Source organism: Streptomyces sp. NPDC046308, assembly GCF_055588065.1.
The window spans coordinates 209,931-227,769 of the sequence record NZ_JBVJFB010000010.1; the positions used below are offsets into that span (position 1 = coordinate 209,931).

Genomic DNA, 17,839 nt, shown 5'->3' on the forward strand with positions numbered 1-17,839 from the left:
CGGTCGTGGCGTCGAGGAGCCGACCCCGGCCAGGTGTGCGGTGCCGGCGGCAGGGCTCGGCCGGTTGCTCGACCGTACGTCGCGATCGGCGCCCGCACCGGTGTTCACGGGGACACGTCCGTGAACCGTTGCCGGGTTGGCGCAGCGCCGGCGCCACCGCCGGGCGACCGCGCGCCCCCTACCCGGCGGGCGTGTAGTGGTCGGCGTACGACTGGAGGCGGGCGGGGAGCGGGCCGTCGGCGTCGGCGGAGTTCAACCGCATCCACAGCTCGTTCTCCACGACGAAGCGGTACGCGAACTCCTCGAAGGTGTCGGCGCACCGCACCAGCGAGGCGGCCACGGCGGCCCGGACCTCCTCGGCCGGTTCCCCGTCGGCCCACCAGCCGGCGGACTCCAGTTCCAGGTGGGAGAAGACCACGAACGCCTCCCCGCAGGGGCGCAGGTACAGGTACCAGATGACGCAGTCCTGCTGGTCCCGCAGGAACCGTATGAGGCGGGCGCCTTCCTCCACCGGGCTGCGCAGCGGGCCGGAGAGGTGGCTCCAGCACGCGGTCACCGAGACCTCGTCGAAGGTGCGGTGGAGGCGCTCGCTCCCGTAGAAGGCGGTGAAGCCCTCGGGGAGGGCCAGTGCGGCCTCGGCCAGGTCGCGTGCCAGGGCCGTGAGGTGCTCCTCGTGTTCGGATCGCGGCCCGTCCGCCCCGCCGAGCCAGTCGAACCGCTCGGACCGGGCGTCGAGGTGCGCGGCGTCCAGCGGCGGCAGGCTCTCCACGGGGTACACGTCGTAGGTGGAGTCGCAGGGCCGGAGGCGTCCCAGGTCGGTGGCGCACCAGCCGGTGGGGAACGGGGCGGGCGCGGTGGTGTGGGCTGCGGGCCCGGAAACGGAAACGGACATGGAAAGCCCCTCGGACGGTGGCCGGTTCGGCGCTGTGCGTTCATCCTGGCGCCCGCCACTGACAACGGCCGTCCTCGTGGCGGGGGCGGCGCGCTGTGTCCGTACGCCGAGCAACGCGCGCGCGTGGTGCCGGGCGCGCCCTGACCCGGGGGGCGGCTGCCGGTCAGCTTGGTGTGCGGCCTTCGGTCTGCGACGCGGCGGGTTCGTTCTCTGAGCGGGCGGTGCGGGCGGTGCGGGCGACTTGGGCGGTCCACGACCAGGGCTCCCCGGGCGGATCCCAGTGCACCTGCACGTCGGTGTGGTGGACGTCGCGCGCGAGTTCCGTCACCATGACCGCCGCCGCGGCCCGCGCGTGCTGGGGGTCGGTGCGGGGCGGCACGCTCAGGCGCCCGCAGAGCATGCCGCCTTCCGCGGTGCGGACGCTCGTGTGCCAGCCCTCCGGGGTCGCCAGGAGGACGATCCCCGTCGGAAGGCCGAAGGCGGGCCGCTGCTCCTTCTCCTTCTTGCGTCTCACCATGCCGCCATCCAACCCCATCGGCGGCCGTGCCCGTTCCGGGCCTGTTCCGGGCCTGCTGCGGACCTGTCCCGCGCTTCGTGGCCGCCTTGGGCGTCCCCGTCGCGGTGGAGGAGGACCGCGGCCGGCGCTCCGCCGTCTGCGCGTGGGTCTGGGTGGTGCGGGAGGTCGGCGGGTACGCGCCGCATGGGAGACGTACTGCAAGGGCGCCTGCGGACACGCGTGGCACAACCTCCCGGCGGCGGCCGGAGAGTCGTAGCGGCGGCTGTCCCCACTGGGTCGCTGGGGCCGCCGGTGGGCTGTGGGGGAACCGTGGTGTCTCGTCTGCCGTCCGTAGGGGGCGGGGCGCGGGCCCGGACGCCCGCTGGGCGGGGCGGCCGCGGGTGTGTGCCGGCCCATGGCAGGAGGGGGATGACGGGGTGGCCTTGGACACGGGGGTGCGGGAGCGGGCCGGGGGCGAGAGGTGGGAGGCGGGGGGCTGGGCGCTGCTGGGGGTGGTGCTGCTGGCGCTCTCCGCCGCGTTGGGCAGCCAGATCCCGGAGCAGATCGCCTACGAGGAGTCGTTCCTGGCGGCCCGGCCGTGTGCCGGGGAGCAGGCCGAGCGGGGGGCGGCCGCCTGTCTGCGTACGACCCGGGCCACGGTGCTGTCCGCTCGGCCCGCCACGAGCGGCCCGAAGAAGGCGACCGTCTTCGAGGTGCGGCTGCGGGGGCCCGTTCCGGCTCCCGCCGACCGGCCGCTCCGCCTCGATCCGGACGGCGAACTGTCGCGGCGCGTCGAGCCCGGTGAGGAGGTGGAGGTCGTCACCTGGCGGGACGTGCAGGTCTCCGTCCGCCAGGACGGGGTCGGCGAGACGCTGCCGGGGCTGCCGGACGAGGCCACCATGTACGTGGGGCTCACGCTGGTCGGCGTGTGGCTGTCGGGGGTGGCCTTCGTCGCCGCGTTCGGCAGTGTCCGGCGGGCCCGTTGCCGTGACGCCGGCCGTCCCGCCGTGCCGCGGGTCGGCTTCGGCATGGCGAAGATCGTGTGCGTGGTGGTGGTTCCGCCCGCTGTGTCGTTCTTCTGCCTCACGGTGTGGGACGCCTGGGTGGCCGCGGGCATGACGGTGGTCATCTGGGCGCTGATCGCGTTCCCCGCCACGTTCGCCGCTCTGCGATGGGACCGCGACAGCTGAGTCCGGCGCCGCCCGTGGCCGGGACCGGTCCCGTCACGGCCGGGGTGTCCGCGGTCGTCAGGGCGTGGTGGTGGGGCCGTTGGCGAGTCGTCGGGCGAACGTACGGGCGGCGGTCAGGTCGGCCGCGTTCGGGCGGTGTCGGCTGATGCCGCCGAGGGGTTTGAACGGCGCCCACGTGTCGAAGGCGCGGCAGGTGAAGGTGGGCTCGACGTGGAAGCCCCTGGCTTGGAGGAGGCGTACCAGCGGCCGGGTGAAAGGCGCGAACGGCAGTTCCGGCAGGCCGCTGGTGGCGAAGACGAAGGCCCGCCCGCGCGAGGCCGGCAGAGTGCGGACGAAGCCGAGCAGGTCCGGGTGCATGCGCTGGGAGAAGACGCCGGAGCCGAAGCCCACCAGGTCGTAGCGGGCCGGTTCGAGGGCCGTCGCCTCCTGTGGTGTGACCACGCGGGCGTCGAGGATGGGGGCCATCGCCTGCGCCACGCGGCGGGTGTTGCCGTGGGATACGGACGTGCACACGAGCAGAGTCCTCATCGGTGTCCCTTTCGTCGGTCGCTCTCTGGAGCGGGGACCGATCAGGCGCGCCGAATGTGACAGGCCCCCGCCGGGGCGGGGTTCGGTGCGATGGGGAAAGGGGAAAGGCGAGGGGGGACGGGGTCAGCGTGTGGTCCAGCCGCCGTCCACCGAGAGGGTCGTGCCCAGGACGAAGGACGCGCGGTCGCTGCAGAGCCAGGCGGCCGCCTCGGCGATCTCCGTCGGGTCCGCGATGCGCGGCAGGGGGGCCGAGCGGAGGAGGACTTCCTCCATTTCCGGGTTCTGCTGGAGCCAGTTGTCGATCATCTCGCTGCGGGTGGAGCCCGGGGCGATGGCGTTGATGCGGATGCCGTGGGCGGCGTACTCGCAGGCCGCGGCCTTGGTGAAGCCGAGGACGGCGTGTTTGGAGGCGATGTACGTCGCGGTGACCGGGGTGGCGACGAGGCCGGCGGTGCTGCTGTTGTTCACGATGGAGCCGCCGCCGCCCGCCAGCATGGCGCGGATCTCGTGGCGCATGCAGTTCCAGACGCCGCGGACGTTGGTGTCCATCACGGTGTCGTAGGCGTCTTCGTCCAGCAGGTGCATCGGCTGCGGGGTCGCGCCGACGCCCGCGTTGTTGAAGGCGGCGTCCAGGCGGCCGTAGGCGGCGACGGCCGTGTCGACGGCGCGGGCCACGTCCTCGGTGCGGGAGACGTCGGCGACCACGTACTGGGCCTGGTGGCCGGCGGCACGCAGTTCCCGGGTGAGGGCGGCCAGTTGGGGTTCGCGGCGGGCCACCAGGGTCACCGAGGCGCCTTCGCGGCAGAAGACGCGTGCGGCGGCCGCGCCGATGCCCGCGCTCGCGCCCGTGATCAGCGCCGATCTGCCCGCCATCAGAGAATTGCTGGTCTCCCCCGTCACGGCGCGACCGTAACACGGTGACTCCTCCCCCACCTGAGGTGGGGGCTTTTCGCTATGCCTGGTTGGCGTTGCGACGGACCAGCCCGGCCCGTAGAACATTGAGTTCCCCGACGACGTCGGCGTGGGCCTGGTGGCCGCAGCTGACGCAGTGGAACTTCTCCTGTGCGGGTCGGTTCTCCGCGCTGACATGCCCGCATTCGGGGCAGGTCCGGGACGTATTGCGGGGGTCCACAGCGATCACTTCCCGACCGGCGCTTTCAGCCTTGCTGGTGAGGATCGCGAGGAACACCCCCCATCCGGCATCCGAGATCGAACGGTTCAATCCGGCCTTCGCAGCAACCCCGTTGGGCAGGAAGATGCCCGGCTGTTCGGGGTCTGGCTTTGGCTTGGGAGCCTTGACCATGTTGCGGATCTTGAGGTCTTCGTGCCCGATGACATCGTGATCGCGGACCAGGTCCAAGGCGGTCTTGTGCGCGTGGTCCAGGCGCTGGCGGCGGACCTTGCGGTGCAGGTCGGCAACCTTCCGGACGGCCCGCTCGTGGTTGCCGGTCCGCTTGTCCCGGCGCACGCGCCCGAAGCGGGCGAGCTTTTGCTGTGCGGCCTGGAGCTTCGCAGCGGCGCGGCGACCATGGCGCGGGTTGGCGATGTGCCCGCCGTTGGACGTGGTGAGGAACGAGGCGATGCCCATGTCGATGCCGACCGCGGTCCCTGTCGCCGGCAGCGGCTCGGGCCGGGTCTGCTCTGCGCTCAGCACCACGTACCAGCGCTTGCCCTCCCGCTTGACGGACACAGTCTTGACCTTGCCGACCACCAGCCGGTGTTGGTTGACCTTGACGTGCCCGACGCCCTGGAAGCGGACGCGGGTGACCCGCTCGTGCGGAGTCGAGTTCCAGCGGCAGCCGTCGCCGTCCTTCGGGAAGTCCACCGTGTCGAACCAGTTGATCCCCCGAAAGCGCGGATAGCCCGGCACGTCACCGTACTTGACCCGGCGGAAGAACGCCGCGGGCCGCCACCGACAACACAGCGAACACCGGCGCTCCGCGCCTCCAGGCCAAGGACACGTTTGCCTCCCCAGCCAAAGCAGGGGACACCCACGCAAGATCAGAGATGGGATGGGGGGCGTGATGAGAAGAAGCGTTGTGCTGGTGACCGGAGCGGCCGGATTCGTCGGTTCCGCGGTGGTGGGGCGGCTCGTGGAGGAGGGCGTGGCGGTACGGGCGTTGGCGCACCGTTCTGATCTGCCGTCAGGGGTGGAGGGGGTGCGGGGGGACCTCGTGCGGCCCGGGTCGCTGCGCGGGCTGTGCGAGGGGGTGGACTGCGTGCTGCATCTCGCCGCGCGGATCGGGGGTACGGCCGAGGAGTGCCGGGCCGTCAACGCGGACGGCACGCGGGCGCTGTTGGCGGAGGCGGAGCGGGCCGGGGTGCGGCGGATCGTGCAGTTGGGGACGGCGGCGGTGTACCGGGAGGGGGCGCACCGGGGTGCGGTGGAGGGGGAGCTCGCCGAGGAGCCGGGGTCGGTGACCAGTGCCTCCCGGCTCGTCGGTGAGCGGATGGTGCTGGCGGCGGGCGGGGCGGTGGTGCGGCCCCATCTGGTGTACGGGAGGGGGGACCGTTGGGTGGTGCCGTCGCTGGTGCGGTTGCTGGCGCGGTTGCCGCACTGGGTGGAGGGCGGGCGGGCCCGGATGTCCCTGGTGTCGGTGGACGCGCTGGCCGGTGCGATCGCCGAGTTGGCCGTACGGCAGGAGGGTGTCGGCGGGGTGCTGCACGCGGGGCACCCCGAGCCGGTGACGGCGCGGGAGGTCGTGGGGACGGTGGCGCGGGAGCTGGGGTTGCCGCTGCCGAGGGGGGAGGTGGACCTGTCCGGGGCGCTGGAGCTGGTCGGGGGCCCGGACGGTCCGGATGCGGTGGTGCGGCGGCAGGTGTCACTGCTGGCGGTGGACCACTGGTACGACAGCGGGCGGCTGTGGGGGCAGGTGGAGGCCTCCCCCGGGGCGCGGTTCTCGGAGGCGTTCGGTCGCTACGCCGACTGGTACCGCGGTGAGGGCCTGGGGTCGCCGCGCTGACGTGGCGGGGTTGCGGCGCGGCGGAGGGGCGCGGCGGAGGGGCGCCGGAGCGTCGGGGGCGGTGGGGGCGGTGGGGCGGGTGGGTGTCACCGCAGGGGGAACATCGCGTGGCTCTCTTCGTGGCGGCCGGTGACCGTCGAGGTGAAGACGGTGCGGCCGTCCTGGTGGCCGGTGATCTCGACGCGGCCGGGTGCCACGACGGTGGCGTCCACCCAGCAGGGGGTGTCCAGTTCGGCGTACTGGTGGAACTCGGTGGACAGGCCGGTGGGGGTGAACGTCCCCGGGAGGTGGAGTCCGCAGGCGGCCTGGCGGGCGGCTTCGATCAGCACCATGCCGGGGTGGTGGTCGTTGGCGTGCTCGAAGAGGATCGGGTGGTCGAGGTCGGGGTTGAGCAGCCAGCGGCCCGGCCGGTCCGCGGCGGCGAGGACCACGTCGAAGGGCACGAGCCGGCCCGCGGCGGCGGCGGGTACGGGGGTGCGGCGGGCGAGGGGGCGCGTTAAGCCGGTGTGCCCGCGCTCGCCGCGCAGCCGGCGGTAGGTGGTGGGGGCGACGCAGGTGAAGCGGGCGGTGCCGGAGGCGGCGAGTTCGCCGCCTCGGTGGATGTCGACCTGCAGGAAACCGGAGAAGCGGCTGCCCTTCCAGGTGAAGTCCGTGCAGCGGGCGGTCATGTCGAGTTCGCTCGGGCCGCGGCCTATGCGCAGGTGCTCGGGGCGGGAGGTGAAGTCCAGGCTCCACAGGAGGACGTTGTGGCCGAGGGGGACTCCGTAGACGGCGTGGCAGAGGTAGAGGCCGGCCTGTCTGATGGTCTCGCCGGCCTGTACGGGGTCGTGGCCGCGACCGTCGGCGCTGGTGAAGAAGGTGTGGGCGCGGGGCCACTGTCCGGTGAGGGCGAAGGTGTCGTCGCAGATGCGGTCGCAGCCGGTGAGGAAGACCTCGGCGAGTGAGCTGCGGTGGACGTACTCCCTGGGCACCGTGGTGGTCAGTACGGGGGCCTCGTTGCAGCGCGTCCAGGGTTCCCCCACTCCCCTGAGCGGGAGGACGGGCGCGTGGTTCCGGGTCGTCAGCATGGTCATGGGACCTCTCCCGCAGAGCCGTTTGACGGATGGGACGGGTTGCGTACGCGAGACGCAAGATACGTACTCTCCGGTTTGGTTTGCAAGGTGCGGAGGGAGAGTGGATGTCGCTCGTGCGCCACCGTCGGGGGTGGCCGATCAAGACAGTCCGGGGCCGCCGTGACGTCGACCAGCGAATATCAGGATGGCGGCCGCCGCCCGCGATGTGCGGGACCACAACCCAAGTGGGAGAAGGCCTTCCGGTCATATGCGCCGGTCCGGCAGGCCATCGTCACATGTTGTTCAACGGGCAACGTTCAGGCCGCTCTTGAGTGGCCGTCACGGGGCGCGACCCGTTCGGCAAACCATTGGCAGGCGGGGTGGGGCAATGCCAGAATCAGGGCCGCCGCCGGTCACTAAAGAACCGGATGGATGGTTTCTGAACGCAGGGTGTCGGCAGTCCGCTGCCCCCTGTGACCGATGTTCGCCGCCATCCGGGAGAGCCGTCAGATGAACCGTCAGTGCCCCATAGCGATCGACCTCTCCGGAGCGGACGTGCACGCCGAGGCGGCGCGCATCCGGGAGCAGGCGCCGGCGACGCAGGTGCTGCTGCCCGGCGGGGTGAGGGGCTGGGCCGTCAACCGGCACGCCGACATCCGCCGGCTGCTGGTGGATCCACGGGTGTCGAAGGACGCCTACCGGCACTGGCCGGCGTGGATCAGCGGAGAGGTCGGCGCCGAGTGGCCGCTGTCGATCTGGGTCTCCGTGCAGAACATGATCACCGCCTACGGGGAGGAGCACACGCGCCTGCGCAAGCCGGTCGCGGCCGCGTTCACCTCGCGGCGCGTCGCCGCCCTGCGGCCGAGGATCGAGGAGGTCGTGGACGGGCTGCTGGACGGCCTGGCCGCGCTGCCGCCGGGCCGGACGGTCGACCTGCGGGCGGGTTTCGCGCACGAGCTGCCGACCCGGATGGTCTTCGAGCTGTTCGGGATCCCGGAGCGCTCCTGGGCGCCCCTGCACAAGATCATCAAGGGTTTCTTCGACACCACGATCACGGTCGAGGACGCGCAGCGCAATGCCGCGGACATGGACGTGACCATGGCGGAGGTGGTCGCGTACCGGCGGGCGCACCCGGGGGACGACATCACCAGCGTGCTGATCGCCGCCCGGGACTCGGACGGCGGGGAGGAGGGGGTGCGGCTCAGCGAGAAGGAGCTGGTCGACAACCTGATCCTGCTCTTCACGGCCGGGTACGAGACCACCGTCAACCTCATCTGCACCGCCCTGCACGAACTGCTGCGCCACCCCGCGCAGTTGAAGTCCGTACGGGCCGGGCTCGGATCCTGGGAGGACGTGGTCGAGGAGGCGCTGCGCATCGAACCGCCGGCCTCCTACGGGCTGTTGCGGTTCGCGGTGGAGGACATCGACATGGGCGAGGGTGTGGTGATCCCGCAGGGGGACCCGATCCTGGTGTCCTTCGGCGCGGTCGGGCGGGATCCGCAGCTGCACGGGGCGGGGGCGGAGCGGTTCGACGTCACGCGCGAGACGCGCGGTCAGCACCTGTCCTTCGGTTTCGGGACGCACTACTGCCTGGGCGCGACCCTGGCGCGGGCCGAGTGCGCGATCGCCGTGGAGCGCTTCTTCGAGAGGTTCCCGGAGGCGGAACTGGCGGTTGTGGGGGGCGGGGAGCTGCCGCGGGTGGCGTCGTTCATCTCCAACGGGCTGCGGGAGCTGCCGGTGGTGCTGGGGGCCGAGAACAGGGGTGTGTGAGGCGCAAGGGAGGGAAGTGAGGGAAGGGGGTGTGGGGTTTTGGTGGAGAGGTGACGGATTGTGATGCCCGGCCGGGCAGAGGCGCTTGACTAAAATACGGACCTTCTGGTTGGTTTTGATGAGGTGACGGATGATGGGGTGACGGATCCTGTCAGGGGATCCGTCAGGCACGGCCCATGGACAACGGAGGCACCGTGGCACGGCAAGAGCGTGCGGTACGTACGCGTCGCGCGATCTTGGAAGCGGCGGCGGCGGTCTTCGACGAGCGCGGCTACGACGCGGCCACCATCGCGGACATCCTCGCGCGGGCGGGGGTCACCAAGGGCGCCCTCTACTTCCACTTCTCCTCCAAGCAGGAGCTGGCCCAGGGCGTGCTCGAGGAGCAGTTCGCCGAGGGCGGGGTGCCCCACCGGGAGAGCAAGCTCCAGGAACTGGCCGACGTCGCGATGGTGTTGGCGTACCGGATGAAGCACGAGCCGATGCTCAGCGCGGGGGCCCGGCTCTCGCTGGGCCCGGGGATGCGCGACATCTTCGGCGGAGGGTCCGTGCCGGGCTGGATCGAGTTCACGCGCGCCCTGCTCAGCGAGGCGAAGGAGCAGGGCGAGCTCCTCCCCCACGTCGATCCCGCCGAGACGGCCTGGATCCTGTCGGCCTGCTGGACGGGCGCCCAGATCTTCTCGCAGACCCTCAACGACCGGACGGACCTCGAACAGCGGGTGGCCGCCGTCTACCAGCACATCTACCCGAGCATCTCCACGCCCGCGGTGCTCGCGAGGCTGGACCTGGGCCCCGACCGGGGGCGGCGGGTGACCGCGGAGATGGGGATCGGGACCGACCCGGCACAGGAACCCGAGCCGGCGCTGTCCTGAGACCGCGCCCGCGGCGGGGACGCACGGCGTGCAGACGCGCGGGGTGAAGGCCCGCGAGGCGCGGACGCGCGGGGTGAAGGCCCGCAGGGTCAAGGCGCGCGGGGTCAAGGCCCGCAGGGTCAAGGCGCGCGGGGCCGGGGTATACGACACCGGGAGTGCGGCCGCTGGGCGGGTTGGCGTACGCCTCGTACGCACACCGACTCCAGCAGGAAACGAGCCGCGCTCCGGTGCGACCGCAGACTGTGGCCGACAAGATCTTGTACCCCCTTGGGCAAACCGCATTGACGGTTTGTGGAGACTCCATGGTCAAGCAGGAGCGTGCGGCGCGCACGCGAGAGACGCTGATCCGCGCCGCCGCGGAGGTGTTCGCCGAGCAGGGTTTCGTCACCGCGTCGATCGCGGCGATCAGCCGGCGGGCCGGCGTGAGCGCCGGCGGGCTGCACTTCCACTTCGAGAACAAGACCGTGCTCGCCCGGGCGGTCGAGGAACGGGCGGCGCAGGCGCTGCGGCGGGTCACCACCGAGCGGTGGGGCGGCGTCTCGGCCTCGTCGGCGGCGGTGGACGGCAACGCCCTGCAGGTGCTGGTGGATTCCTCCCACGCCCTGCTGGCCCTGCTCGCGGCGGACGTGGTGGTGCGGGCCGCCTTCCTGCTGTGCGCGGACGTCTCCCGCAGGAGCGCGATCGACCTGCGCCGTCAGTGGCGCCTGTGGGTCGAGGCGGTGACGCGGGCCGCGGCGCGGCAGGGCGTGCTGGCCGACGGGCTCTCCCCGCAGGACGCGGCGGGCGTGGTGGTGGCCGCCACCGTGGGGCTGGAGGCCCTGGGTGCCCGTGACCGGGACTGGCTCGCCCCCCACGCCCTCACCCGCTTCTGGGTGGTGACGCTCCCCCGGCTCGCGGCCGACGGGACCCTGGCCGCTCTCGTGGCGCAGGGGTCGTCCGGTGACGCCGGTCCCGGCCCCCGTCCGCTCGCGTAAGGGGACGCCGTAGCAGACTGCTTGGTCTGTTTGAAGCGCCGCGAGAGCCGGTTCCGAGGGCGTCAGTGACGACGACCAAGGGGCCGGGTGCTCACTCCGGGGTGCGACAGATGGAATGAAATCCCAGCTGGGAATGGGTTTTTGAGGATCGGTCAGGCTGCGCCGGCCTGCAAAACAGCGCAACCGGTTTGATATTGACAAACCGTCGGTCCTGTTTTCTACTTGCTGTGCGACTCATCCAAGGACAGGGGAGTACGGCGTGGACATCGATGTACTGGGCGCGTTGGCTGTGCGGGAGAACGGGATCTCCATCACGCCGACCGCCCCCAAGCCCCGGCAGGTCCTGGCGCTCCTGGCCCTCCATGCCGACCAGGTGGTACCCGTATCGGCGCTGATCGAGGAGCTGTGGGCGGGCGAACCGCCGCGCAGCGCGCGCACGACGCTCCAGACGTACGTCCTGCAGTTACGGGCCCTCATCGCGACCGCTCTGGAGCGGGGCGCGGCCGACGGCGCGCAGGCAGGTGCGGGGGCCGGTGCGGATCCCGGGGATCCGCGTGATCCCGGCGATCCCGTGCGGACCGCGAAGGACATACTCGTCACCCTGCCGGGTGGCTATCTGCTGAGCAGCGGCGGCGGCGTCCTGGACGTGCGGGAGTTCGACCGGCTCGCCGGGACGGGCTACCGCGCCATGGACGCGGGCGACTTCCCCGCCGCCGCGCGGCTGCTGCGCGAGGCGCTGGCCCTGTGGAGCGGGCCCGCCTTCGCCGACGTACAGGGCGGGGTCCAGCTGGACATGGAGGCCAGACGGCTGGAGGAGACGCGGCTGTGCGCCCTCGACCAGCGGATCGAGGCGGACCTGCGGCTGGGCCGGCACCGGGAGTTGCTGGCCGAACTGACCGTGCTGGCGAGCCGGTACCGCACGCACGAGAACCTGCACGGCCAGTTCATGCTCGCCCTGCACCGCTCGGGCCGGCGCGGCGAGGCGCTGGACGTCTACCAGCGGCTGCGCGGGACGCTGGTGCGCGAGCTGGGGCTGGAGCCGTCGGTGGCGCTGCGGCGGCTGCAGCGCTCGATCCTGATGGCGGGCCCCGAGGGCCTGGCCGAGCCGGGCGTGGAGCCCGGGGGCGAGCGGCTCGTACGGGTCTGAGGTGCGCGGGGCCCTGCCGGTCGGCGGCGGGGCCGGAGGGGACGGCTCGGTGCAGGAGAGGTCGGAGCGAACCCGTAGGCGGCTGGTCCATGCCGCCGCCGAGATGTTCCACCGCAACGGCTACGCCAGTGCGACGCTGGGCGAGATCGCGGGCGCGGCCGGGGTGACGAAGGGGGCGCTGTACTTTCACTTCGCCTCCAAGGACGAGCTGGCGGAGGCGGTGCAGCAGCGGGGGTACACCCTGCTGCACGAGGAGGTACGGGCCCTGCGCGAGTCGGGGGCCTCGCCGTTGCAGGCGCTGATCGACATCACGCACTGGCTGGCCCGGGCGCTGTGGGAGGATCCGGCGGTCCCGGCGAGCTTCCGGATCACCAAGGAGTGCGGGGCCGGGCCCCGGGGGCCCGTCGGGGCGCAGTCGGTGGTGGTGGACTTCCACGCCGCGTGGATCTCGGTGGTCGGTACGTTGCTCCGGCTGGCGAGGGACGCGGGTGAACTGCCGGCGGCGGACCGCGAGTGGGAGGGCGCCGAGGCGCTGGTGGCGGCCGCGGCGTGCGGGATCGAGGTCATGTCCGGTACCGGGATGCCGTACCGGGAGCTCCAGCGGAAGGTGGCGGCCCTGTGGGCCCGGCTGCTGCCGAGCCTCGTGGAGGCCGGGAGCGTACGCAGGTACCGGGCGCGGGCGCCGGGTGGCACGGCGGGCGGGCCGGGGTCCGGCGGGGCCGCGGAGTTCCTCGGGGCGGGGCGGGAGGAAGCGGGCGGTGGAGCGGGCGGTGGGGCGGTCTGTGAGCGGTGAGACGGTGGTACCGCTGTGGGCGGCGCCGCTGGGAGGGACGGCCCGTGCCGGTGGCGGCGCGGCCGCCGTCGAGAGGAACGAGGACGGGGTGACGCCGCCGCCGGGCGCGGTGCGGGCGGGCGTGGTGGCGCCGGGCGTGGTGCTGCCGGGCGACGTGGACCGGGCCGAGGCGGCGGGCGCGTAACTCCCGCAGGCGGGCGCGGTCGTTGCGGGCGCGGTCGTCGCGGTCGCGGTCGTCGCAGGCGCGGTCGCGGTCGTCGTGGTCGCGGTGGGTGCGGTGCGGGCCGGACCGGGGGCAGGTGGGAGGGCGTCGGAGGGTGCGCCCGGCACGGGCAGCGCGTACGCGGGCCGGACGGGTACCTGACGTCCGGCGTTCGCGTTGGCCTTCCGGCGCGGCCGGCGCGGCCGGCGCCCCGGGTGAAGCGGTCCTCTCCCCCGGGCGGGTCCCGTGCGGTGTTTCGCCTGGGTGCGGGCCTTTCCCCCGGCTACGGGACGGGGGCGTGGAGAGGGGCTCGAAGGGGGCTCGAGAATCCGGTGACATCGCTCAAGTACCGCTACCGTGCCCCGAGTCGAAGGCCGAAAAACGAGGGAGTCGACGACTTGCGGAGGAGACCGTGAAGATTAAGGTGCTGGGTCCGTTGAGTGCCGAGGTCAACGGGGGTTCGATCGTTCCGACCGCACGCAAGCCGCGGCAGATCCTGACGCTCCTCGCCCTCTACCCGGGCCGGGTGGTGCCGGTGCCCACGCTCATGGAGGAGCTCTGGGGCACCAACCTGCCGCAGAGCGCTCTCACCACCCTGCAGACGTACATACTCCAGCTGCGCCGGCAGCTGGGTACCGCCATGGGTCCGGGCGGCGGCGGCCCGGGCAGCGCCGGTGGCGCAAAAGAGGTCCTTGTCACGCGGCACGGCGGGTACCTGCTGCAGATCCCGCCGGACGCGGTGGACGTGCACGAGTACGAGAGCCTCGTGGCCCGGGGCCACAGCGACTTCGAGCGGGGCGACGACGAGAGCGCGGCGGCCATGCTCCGCGCGGCGCTCACGCTGTGGCAGGGGCCCGCGCTGGTCGACGTACGGGTGGGGCCGATCCTGGAGATCGAGGTGATGCGGCTGGAGGAGAGCCGGCTGGTCACCGTGGAGCGGCGGATCGACGTGGACCTGCGGCTGGGGCGGCACACGGAGCTGCTGGCCGAGCTCACCGAGCTGATCGCCCGGCATCCGCAGCACGAGGGGCTGCACTCGCAGGCGATGGTGGCGCTGTACCGCTCGGGGCGGCAGGCGAGGGCGCTGGACGTGTACCGGCGGCTGCGCGGACGGCTGATCGAGGACCTGGGAGTGGAGCCGTCGCCGCAGCTGCAGCGGCTGCACCAGGCGATGCTGACGGTCGATCCGGCGCTGGACGTACAGGCGGGACCGAAGCGGGGGTCGACCTTCGACCTGTACGCGGTCTGAGCCCCTGGCCGGGCCGGCCCCGCACGGCACGGCACGGCCCCGCACGGCACGGCCCCGCACCGCGCCATGGCATGGCATCGGCGGGCGGGGGGGGTGTCGGTCGTCTGTCGGAGGGTGTCGGTGGCTGTCGGTCCGCTGTCGGGGGCCTGTGGGCGGGCCCTGACACCTTGCCGGAGACGGCCGGCCGGATCCACCGGGCGGCCCGGTCCCGAAGGAGCCACCATGCGCACACCCGTCACGATCATCGGCGCGGGACTCGGCGGACTCGCCCTGGCCCGGGTCCTGCACGTCCACAAAGTCCCGGTCACGGTCTATGAGGCGGAGTCCTCCCCGCAGGCGCGCACGCAGGGCGGGATGCTCGACATCCACGACTACAACGGGCAGCTCGCCCTGGAGGCGGCCGGGGTTCATGGTGATGCACTCCTCCAGCAGCGCGGCGCCGTCGGTGGCCGAGGTGCTCCGTGCCCGGTACGCGAACCGGCTGCCCGCTTCGCTGGAGAAGCTCGCGGGTCCGGAGCACGGGGTGGTCGGGCTCCCCCTGCACGTGGCCTGGTCCGGGCTGCGCGCCTACGCCCTGGACCGGCCTCGCCTGCGCATGGGCCTGTACCGCACCGTCCTGGCCGAGGGGCGGCACGAGGACCTCGTCACCCTGCTGAACCGCGACCTCCTCGTGGCCCAGTGGCCGGTCCTGCGCACCTTGGTCAGCAGGCATGTGCGGCAGGTCTGGGAGGAAGCCTTTCCCGAGCTCGCGAGCGCGAGGTCGGTCGCCGCGTGAAGCTGAGCGACCTGCACCGGCGGCTGCTGGCCGCCGTCATCGACGTCGGCGCCCCGTATCCCCTCGTGATCACCGGTGGGTACGTCGTTCAGGCCCATGGGCGGGGACTGGCCGCACGGGGCTGGCAGGTGCGCGTGATCGACGTGGACTCGCTGTCGGCCCGGCTGGTGGCTGCCGACCCGGACACCGGCGAGCAGTGCGAGGTGGACGTCCTCAAGGAGCACTTCTGGACGCCGCCGGCCCAGACCGAGTACGGGCCGGTCCTCGCCTTCGACTCCGTCATCGGTACCAAGGTCCGCGCCTTGGCCGACCGCGGCGCCGTCCGCGACCTCATCGAAGTACACGCCGCCTCCCGTCATCGCACGGCTCGCGAGCTGGAGCGGCACGGCGGGGACGAGTTCCGCCTCCATGACCTCCGCGACCGCCTCGCCGGCGCGGACTGGGCCGATGACGAGGAATTCGCCGCGTACGGCCTCATCGAGGAGGCCTGACGGTCCCGGGGCGGCGCCTGGCGACGGGCGCGGTGTGCTCGCCGGCTTGGGGTGCTCTTGGCCGAAGCAGGTCACAGGCCGAGGACGAGTCCCGCTGCGGCGGCGGAGCCGAGGTGGGCGGTGGCCAGCAGGAGCCATTCGATGGTTCCCATGCGCCAGCGGTTGTGTGCCAGTACCCGCCATTCGAGGACGATGCCGGCGAGGGCGGCCGCGAGCAGGGGGGCCCACAGCAGGGCCCACCAGGACCAGACGCCGCCGAAGCGGAGCACGGCGCACGCCGCGCCGGTGAGCGGCACCGTCAGCGACCAGGACGGCGTCGGGCGTGTGTCGTCGGGGCGCTCGGCGGCTGAGGGGTCGTTCACGGCTGGCGGCCTTTCGTGCCGGAGCCGGCGGGGCGTGGCGCGGGGCGCGCCGCACCCACCGGTGCGGGGGCGCCCTCGGTCGTGTCTCGACGGCTCGGTGGAACAACTCCCGGAGCGTTCAGTGGTGTCCGTGGCTGTGCCCGGAACGTAGCCCAGGTCGATGGCGTGCCTCAAACGGCCGGCGCCGCGGGCGTGATCACGAGCGGATCGTTTCCGCCGTGCCGGGGCCTGTCGGGGCCGCCTGGAATCGGTTCATAGGTTCCGCAATCGCCCGTGGCCGACCTGGTTCCGGCCAAAGCGAGGGGGCGGCTTGCGGCGTGTCGCGTCGTTCGCGGGCGGCCGCGGGTGGGGGTGGGCGGGGTGCGGTGGTTGGGCCAGCCGATGTCGTCGTCCGGGTGGGTCTTCTCGGTCGGGTCGGCGGGCCGGGGTGCGGGGGACGCGCGCACGGTGTGTGCTGCGGGCGTCCAGGACGCGCGGGGTGCGCCCACCGATGGCCTCATGGTCGACTCCAAGGCGCCGAATGCGGGAAGAGCGGGGTTCCGGCCGGTGCCGGGGCCGGGTTCTGGAGAGTCTGCCTCGGTCGGTTCGAGGAACGCTCGAGGAACGCATGACGTGCGCATGAGAGCCGTCGCGAACCCCTGGCAAAGGTTTGCCCGCGTGTTGCCGGGCGTCCTACGCTCGATGGCGGTTCCCGACAGATTTCTTGCCCGCGACCTCAGGGATGCTCATGCTGCGACAGCCCGCGTTCGGACACCGCCTGAGAAAGCTCCGGATGGCCCAGGGCCTGTCCCAGACGGCGCTGGCCGGCGAGGGCATGTCCACCGGCTACCTCTCCCGTCTGGAGTCGGGCGCCCGGCAGCCGACCGAGCGGGCCGTGGGGTACCTGGCCGGCCGGCTGGGCCTGGAGCCGGCCGACTTCGAGGAGCCGGCGACCGGTTCACTGGCCCACGCGCTCACCCTCGCGGCGTCCACCGGCTCCCCCGACGCCATCGAGGCCCTCCGGCAGGCCCTGGCCGCCGAGGGGCACGAGCCGCCGGTGCTGCGCTGGCAGGCGCTGTGGCTGCTGGCCCGGGCCGCCCGGGTCCAGGGCGACCACGCGCTGGAGCTGGACCGGCTCACCCGGCTGGTCGCGCTCGGCGAGGAAGTGGGTGTGTGCGAGCTGCGCGTGCGGGGCCTGACCCGGCTCGCGCGTTGCCTGCGGTCCATCGGTGAGATCAACCCGGCCCTCGACGCCGCCGTCGAGGCGCACCGGATCGCGCTGGGCGAGGAGTTGGGGGTGGAGGACCGGGCCACCGCCCTGCTGGCGCTGGTGTCCGTACAGGCCGAGGCCGGCCGGATCGGCGACGCCCGCGTGCACGCCGACGAGCTGACCGTCCTCGTCGAGGGGCGCTGCGACGCGCTGTGGGCGGAGGCCATGTGGACGGTCGCGGCCGTGCGGATGCGCCAGGGCGACTACCCGGGCGCGCAGGCCTGCCTGGACGAGGCCCTGGAGCGGTTCGGCAGCCAGGAGGACTTGGTGCTGTGGATCCGGCTGCGGCTGGCCACGGCCCGGCTGCACCTGCAGAAGCTGCCGGCCGACCCGGAGCAGGCACGCCTGCGGGCCGCCGAGGCGCAGGCCGCGCTCGCGTTCGTGGGGACGCCGGCGCTGCGGCAGGACCTGACCGCGCTCCAGGCCGACCTCGCGTTCGCCACCGGCCAGTACGACGACGCGCGCGCCCTGCTCGGCCAACTGGCCGCCGACCAGCCGAGGATGACCTACCGCGGCCGGGTGCGGCTGGAGATCCTGCGGCACCAGCTGCTGATCCTGGGCGGCGACCCCTGCGGGATCCAGGGCCTGCGCGATCTGGCGCAGCAGGCGCAGCAGGACGCCAACATCGACCTCGCCGCCGAGATCTGGCGGGTGCTGGCCGACGCCCTGACCCAGGCCGGTCAGGGCGGACAGGCCGTCGGCCAGGGCGGCGCCGTCGGTCAGGGCGTCGGACGGGCGGGGCGGCTCAGCGGGGCCTCGGCCGGCGGCGGTTGAGGAAGGCTCAAGTCCGCTGGTGCAGCCTGTGGTTCAGCCTGGAACGCATCGCGGGAACGATCA

At 73.0% G+C, this 17,839-nt stretch carries 18 protein-coding genes and 2 pseudogenes; 13 read left to right on the forward strand and 7 right to left on the reverse strand.

Going from position 1 to position 17,839, the window contains the following annotated elements; all coding sequences use genetic code 11:
* Positions 1-178 precede the first annotated feature (178 nt).
* A complete protein-coding gene (locus ACZ6JT_RS32520) occupies positions 179-892 on the reverse strand; it encodes a hypothetical protein (RefSeq protein ID WP_469215386.1) in 714 nt (237 codons plus the stop codon).
* Positions 893-1,055: 163 nt separating this feature from the next.
* Positions 1,056-1,409, reverse strand: coding sequence for a ribonuclease H family protein (locus tag ACZ6JT_RS32525; RefSeq protein ID WP_469215387.1), 354 nt, complete (start codon positions 1,407-1,409; stop codon positions 1,056-1,058).
* A gap of 416 nt (positions 1,410-1,825) precedes the next feature.
* Here ACZ6JT_RS32525 and ACZ6JT_RS32530 point away from each other — a divergent pair, with 416 nt between their 5' ends.
* Positions 1,826-2,578, forward strand: coding sequence for a hypothetical protein (locus ACZ6JT_RS32530; RefSeq protein ID WP_469215389.1), 753 nt, complete (start codon positions 1,826-1,828; stop codon positions 2,576-2,578).
* Positions 2,579-2,635: 57 nt separating this feature from the next.
* Here ACZ6JT_RS32530 and ACZ6JT_RS32535 read toward each other — a convergent pair whose 3' ends face one another.
* The 3 genes from ACZ6JT_RS32535 to ACZ6JT_RS32545 all read right to left on the reverse strand — a co-directional run bounded on the left by ACZ6JT_RS32535 (position 2,636) and on the right by ACZ6JT_RS32545 (position 5,030).
* Positions 2,636-3,106: a flavodoxin family protein gene (locus tag ACZ6JT_RS32535; RefSeq protein ID WP_469215391.1), complete on the reverse strand. Its 471-nt coding sequence runs from the start codon at positions 3,104-3,106 to the stop codon at positions 2,636-2,638.
* Between the two features lie 123 nt (positions 3,107-3,229).
* Complete coding sequence (locus tag ACZ6JT_RS32540) at positions 3,230-3,979, reverse strand: SDR family NAD(P)-dependent oxidoreductase (protein WP_469215392.1); 750 nt, start codon at positions 3,977-3,979, stop codon at positions 3,230-3,232.
* Positions 3,980-4,058: 79 nt separating this feature from the next.
* On the reverse strand, positions 4,059-5,030 hold the full coding sequence (locus ACZ6JT_RS32545) for an RNA-guided endonuclease InsQ/TnpB family protein (RefSeq protein WP_469215518.1): 972 nt from the start codon (positions 5,028-5,030) through the stop codon (positions 4,059-4,061).
* Between the two features lie 100 nt (positions 5,031-5,130).
* Here ACZ6JT_RS32545 and ACZ6JT_RS32550 point away from each other — a divergent pair, with 100 nt between their 5' ends.
* Positions 5,131-6,069, forward strand: a complete 939-nt coding sequence (locus ACZ6JT_RS32550; protein ID WP_469215394.1) for an NAD-dependent epimerase/dehydratase family protein — start codon at positions 5,131-5,133, stop codon at positions 6,067-6,069.
* 86 nt (positions 6,070-6,155) lie between these two features.
* On the opposite strand, the gene ACZ6JT_RS32555 is transcribed toward ACZ6JT_RS32550, so the two are convergent.
* Positions 6,156-7,142, reverse strand: coding sequence for a ScbA/BarX family gamma-butyrolactone biosynthesis protein (locus ACZ6JT_RS32555; protein ID WP_469215396.1), 987 nt, complete (start codon positions 7,140-7,142; stop codon positions 6,156-6,158).
* Positions 7,143-7,601: 459 nt separating this feature from the next.
* Here ACZ6JT_RS32555 and ACZ6JT_RS32560 point away from each other — a divergent pair, with 459 nt between their 5' ends.
* The 10 genes and pseudogenes from ACZ6JT_RS32560 to ACZ6JT_RS32605 form a co-directional block, all read left to right on the forward strand.
* Positions 7,602-8,891 (forward strand): cytochrome P450 family protein, encoded by a 1,290-nt coding sequence (locus tag ACZ6JT_RS32560; RefSeq protein ID WP_469215398.1) that lies wholly within the window; start codon positions 7,602-7,604, stop codon positions 8,889-8,891.
* A gap of 194 nt (positions 8,892-9,085) precedes the next feature.
* Positions 9,086-9,760, forward strand: coding sequence for a ScbR family autoregulator-binding transcription factor (locus ACZ6JT_RS32565; RefSeq protein ID WP_365478148.1), 675 nt, complete (start codon positions 9,086-9,088; stop codon positions 9,758-9,760).
* A 302-nt stretch (positions 9,761-10,062) separates the two neighbouring features.
* Positions 10,063-10,734 carry a TetR family transcriptional regulator gene (locus ACZ6JT_RS32570; RefSeq protein ID WP_469215399.1) on the forward strand — a complete coding sequence of 224 codons (672 nt, stop codon included), beginning with the start codon at positions 10,063-10,065 and terminating at the stop codon, positions 10,732-10,734.
* Positions 10,735-10,993: 259 nt separating this feature from the next.
* The gene (locus ACZ6JT_RS32575) at positions 10,994-11,881 is read left to right on the forward strand and encodes an AfsR/SARP family transcriptional regulator (RefSeq protein WP_469215401.1); all 888 of its coding nucleotides are present in this window, start codon (positions 10,994-10,996) and stop codon (positions 11,879-11,881) included.
* Between the two features lie 49 nt (positions 11,882-11,930).
* On the forward strand, positions 11,931-12,674 hold the full coding sequence (locus ACZ6JT_RS32580; protein ID WP_469215403.1) for a ScbR family autoregulator-binding transcription factor: 744 nt from the start codon (positions 11,931-11,933) through the stop codon (positions 12,672-12,674).
* Positions 12,664-12,858, forward strand: a complete 195-nt coding sequence (locus ACZ6JT_RS32585; RefSeq protein ID WP_469215405.1) for a hypothetical protein — start codon at positions 12,664-12,666, stop codon at positions 12,856-12,858. The genes ACZ6JT_RS32580 and ACZ6JT_RS32585 overlap by 11 nt, the downstream gene beginning before the upstream one ends.
* A 430-nt stretch (positions 12,859-13,288) precedes the next feature.
* Positions 13,289-14,125, forward strand: a complete 837-nt coding sequence (locus ACZ6JT_RS32590; protein WP_469215406.1) for an AfsR/SARP family transcriptional regulator — start codon at positions 13,289-13,291, stop codon at positions 14,123-14,125.
* A 222-nt stretch (positions 14,126-14,347) separates the two neighbouring features.
* A pseudogene (locus tag ACZ6JT_RS32595) lies at positions 14,348-14,533 on the forward strand (NAD(P)-binding protein); the annotation flags it as partial.
* A gap of 1 nt (position 14,534) precedes the next feature.
* Positions 14,535-14,900, forward strand: coding sequence for a hypothetical protein (locus tag ACZ6JT_RS32600; RefSeq protein ID WP_469215408.1), 366 nt, complete (start codon positions 14,535-14,537; stop codon positions 14,898-14,900).
* A pseudogene (locus ACZ6JT_RS32605) lies at positions 14,897-15,376 on the forward strand (nucleotidyl transferase AbiEii/AbiGii toxin family protein); the annotation flags it as partial. The gene ACZ6JT_RS32600 and the pseudogene ACZ6JT_RS32605, both read left to right, overlap by 4 nt.
* An 86-nt stretch (positions 15,377-15,462) precedes the next feature.
* Here the strand turns inward: ACZ6JT_RS32605 and ACZ6JT_RS32610 are convergent.
* Complete coding sequence (locus ACZ6JT_RS32610; protein WP_469215410.1) at positions 15,463-15,753, reverse strand: hypothetical protein; 291 nt, start codon at positions 15,751-15,753, stop codon at positions 15,463-15,465.
* Between the two features lie 727 nt (positions 15,754-16,480).
* On the opposite strand from ACZ6JT_RS32610, the gene ACZ6JT_RS32615 reads away from it, so the two are divergent.
* Positions 16,481-17,776: a helix-turn-helix domain-containing protein gene (locus tag ACZ6JT_RS32615; protein WP_469215412.1), complete on the forward strand. Its 1,296-nt coding sequence runs from the start codon at positions 16,481-16,483 to the stop codon at positions 17,774-17,776.
* Positions 17,777-17,839 lie beyond the last annotated feature (63 nt).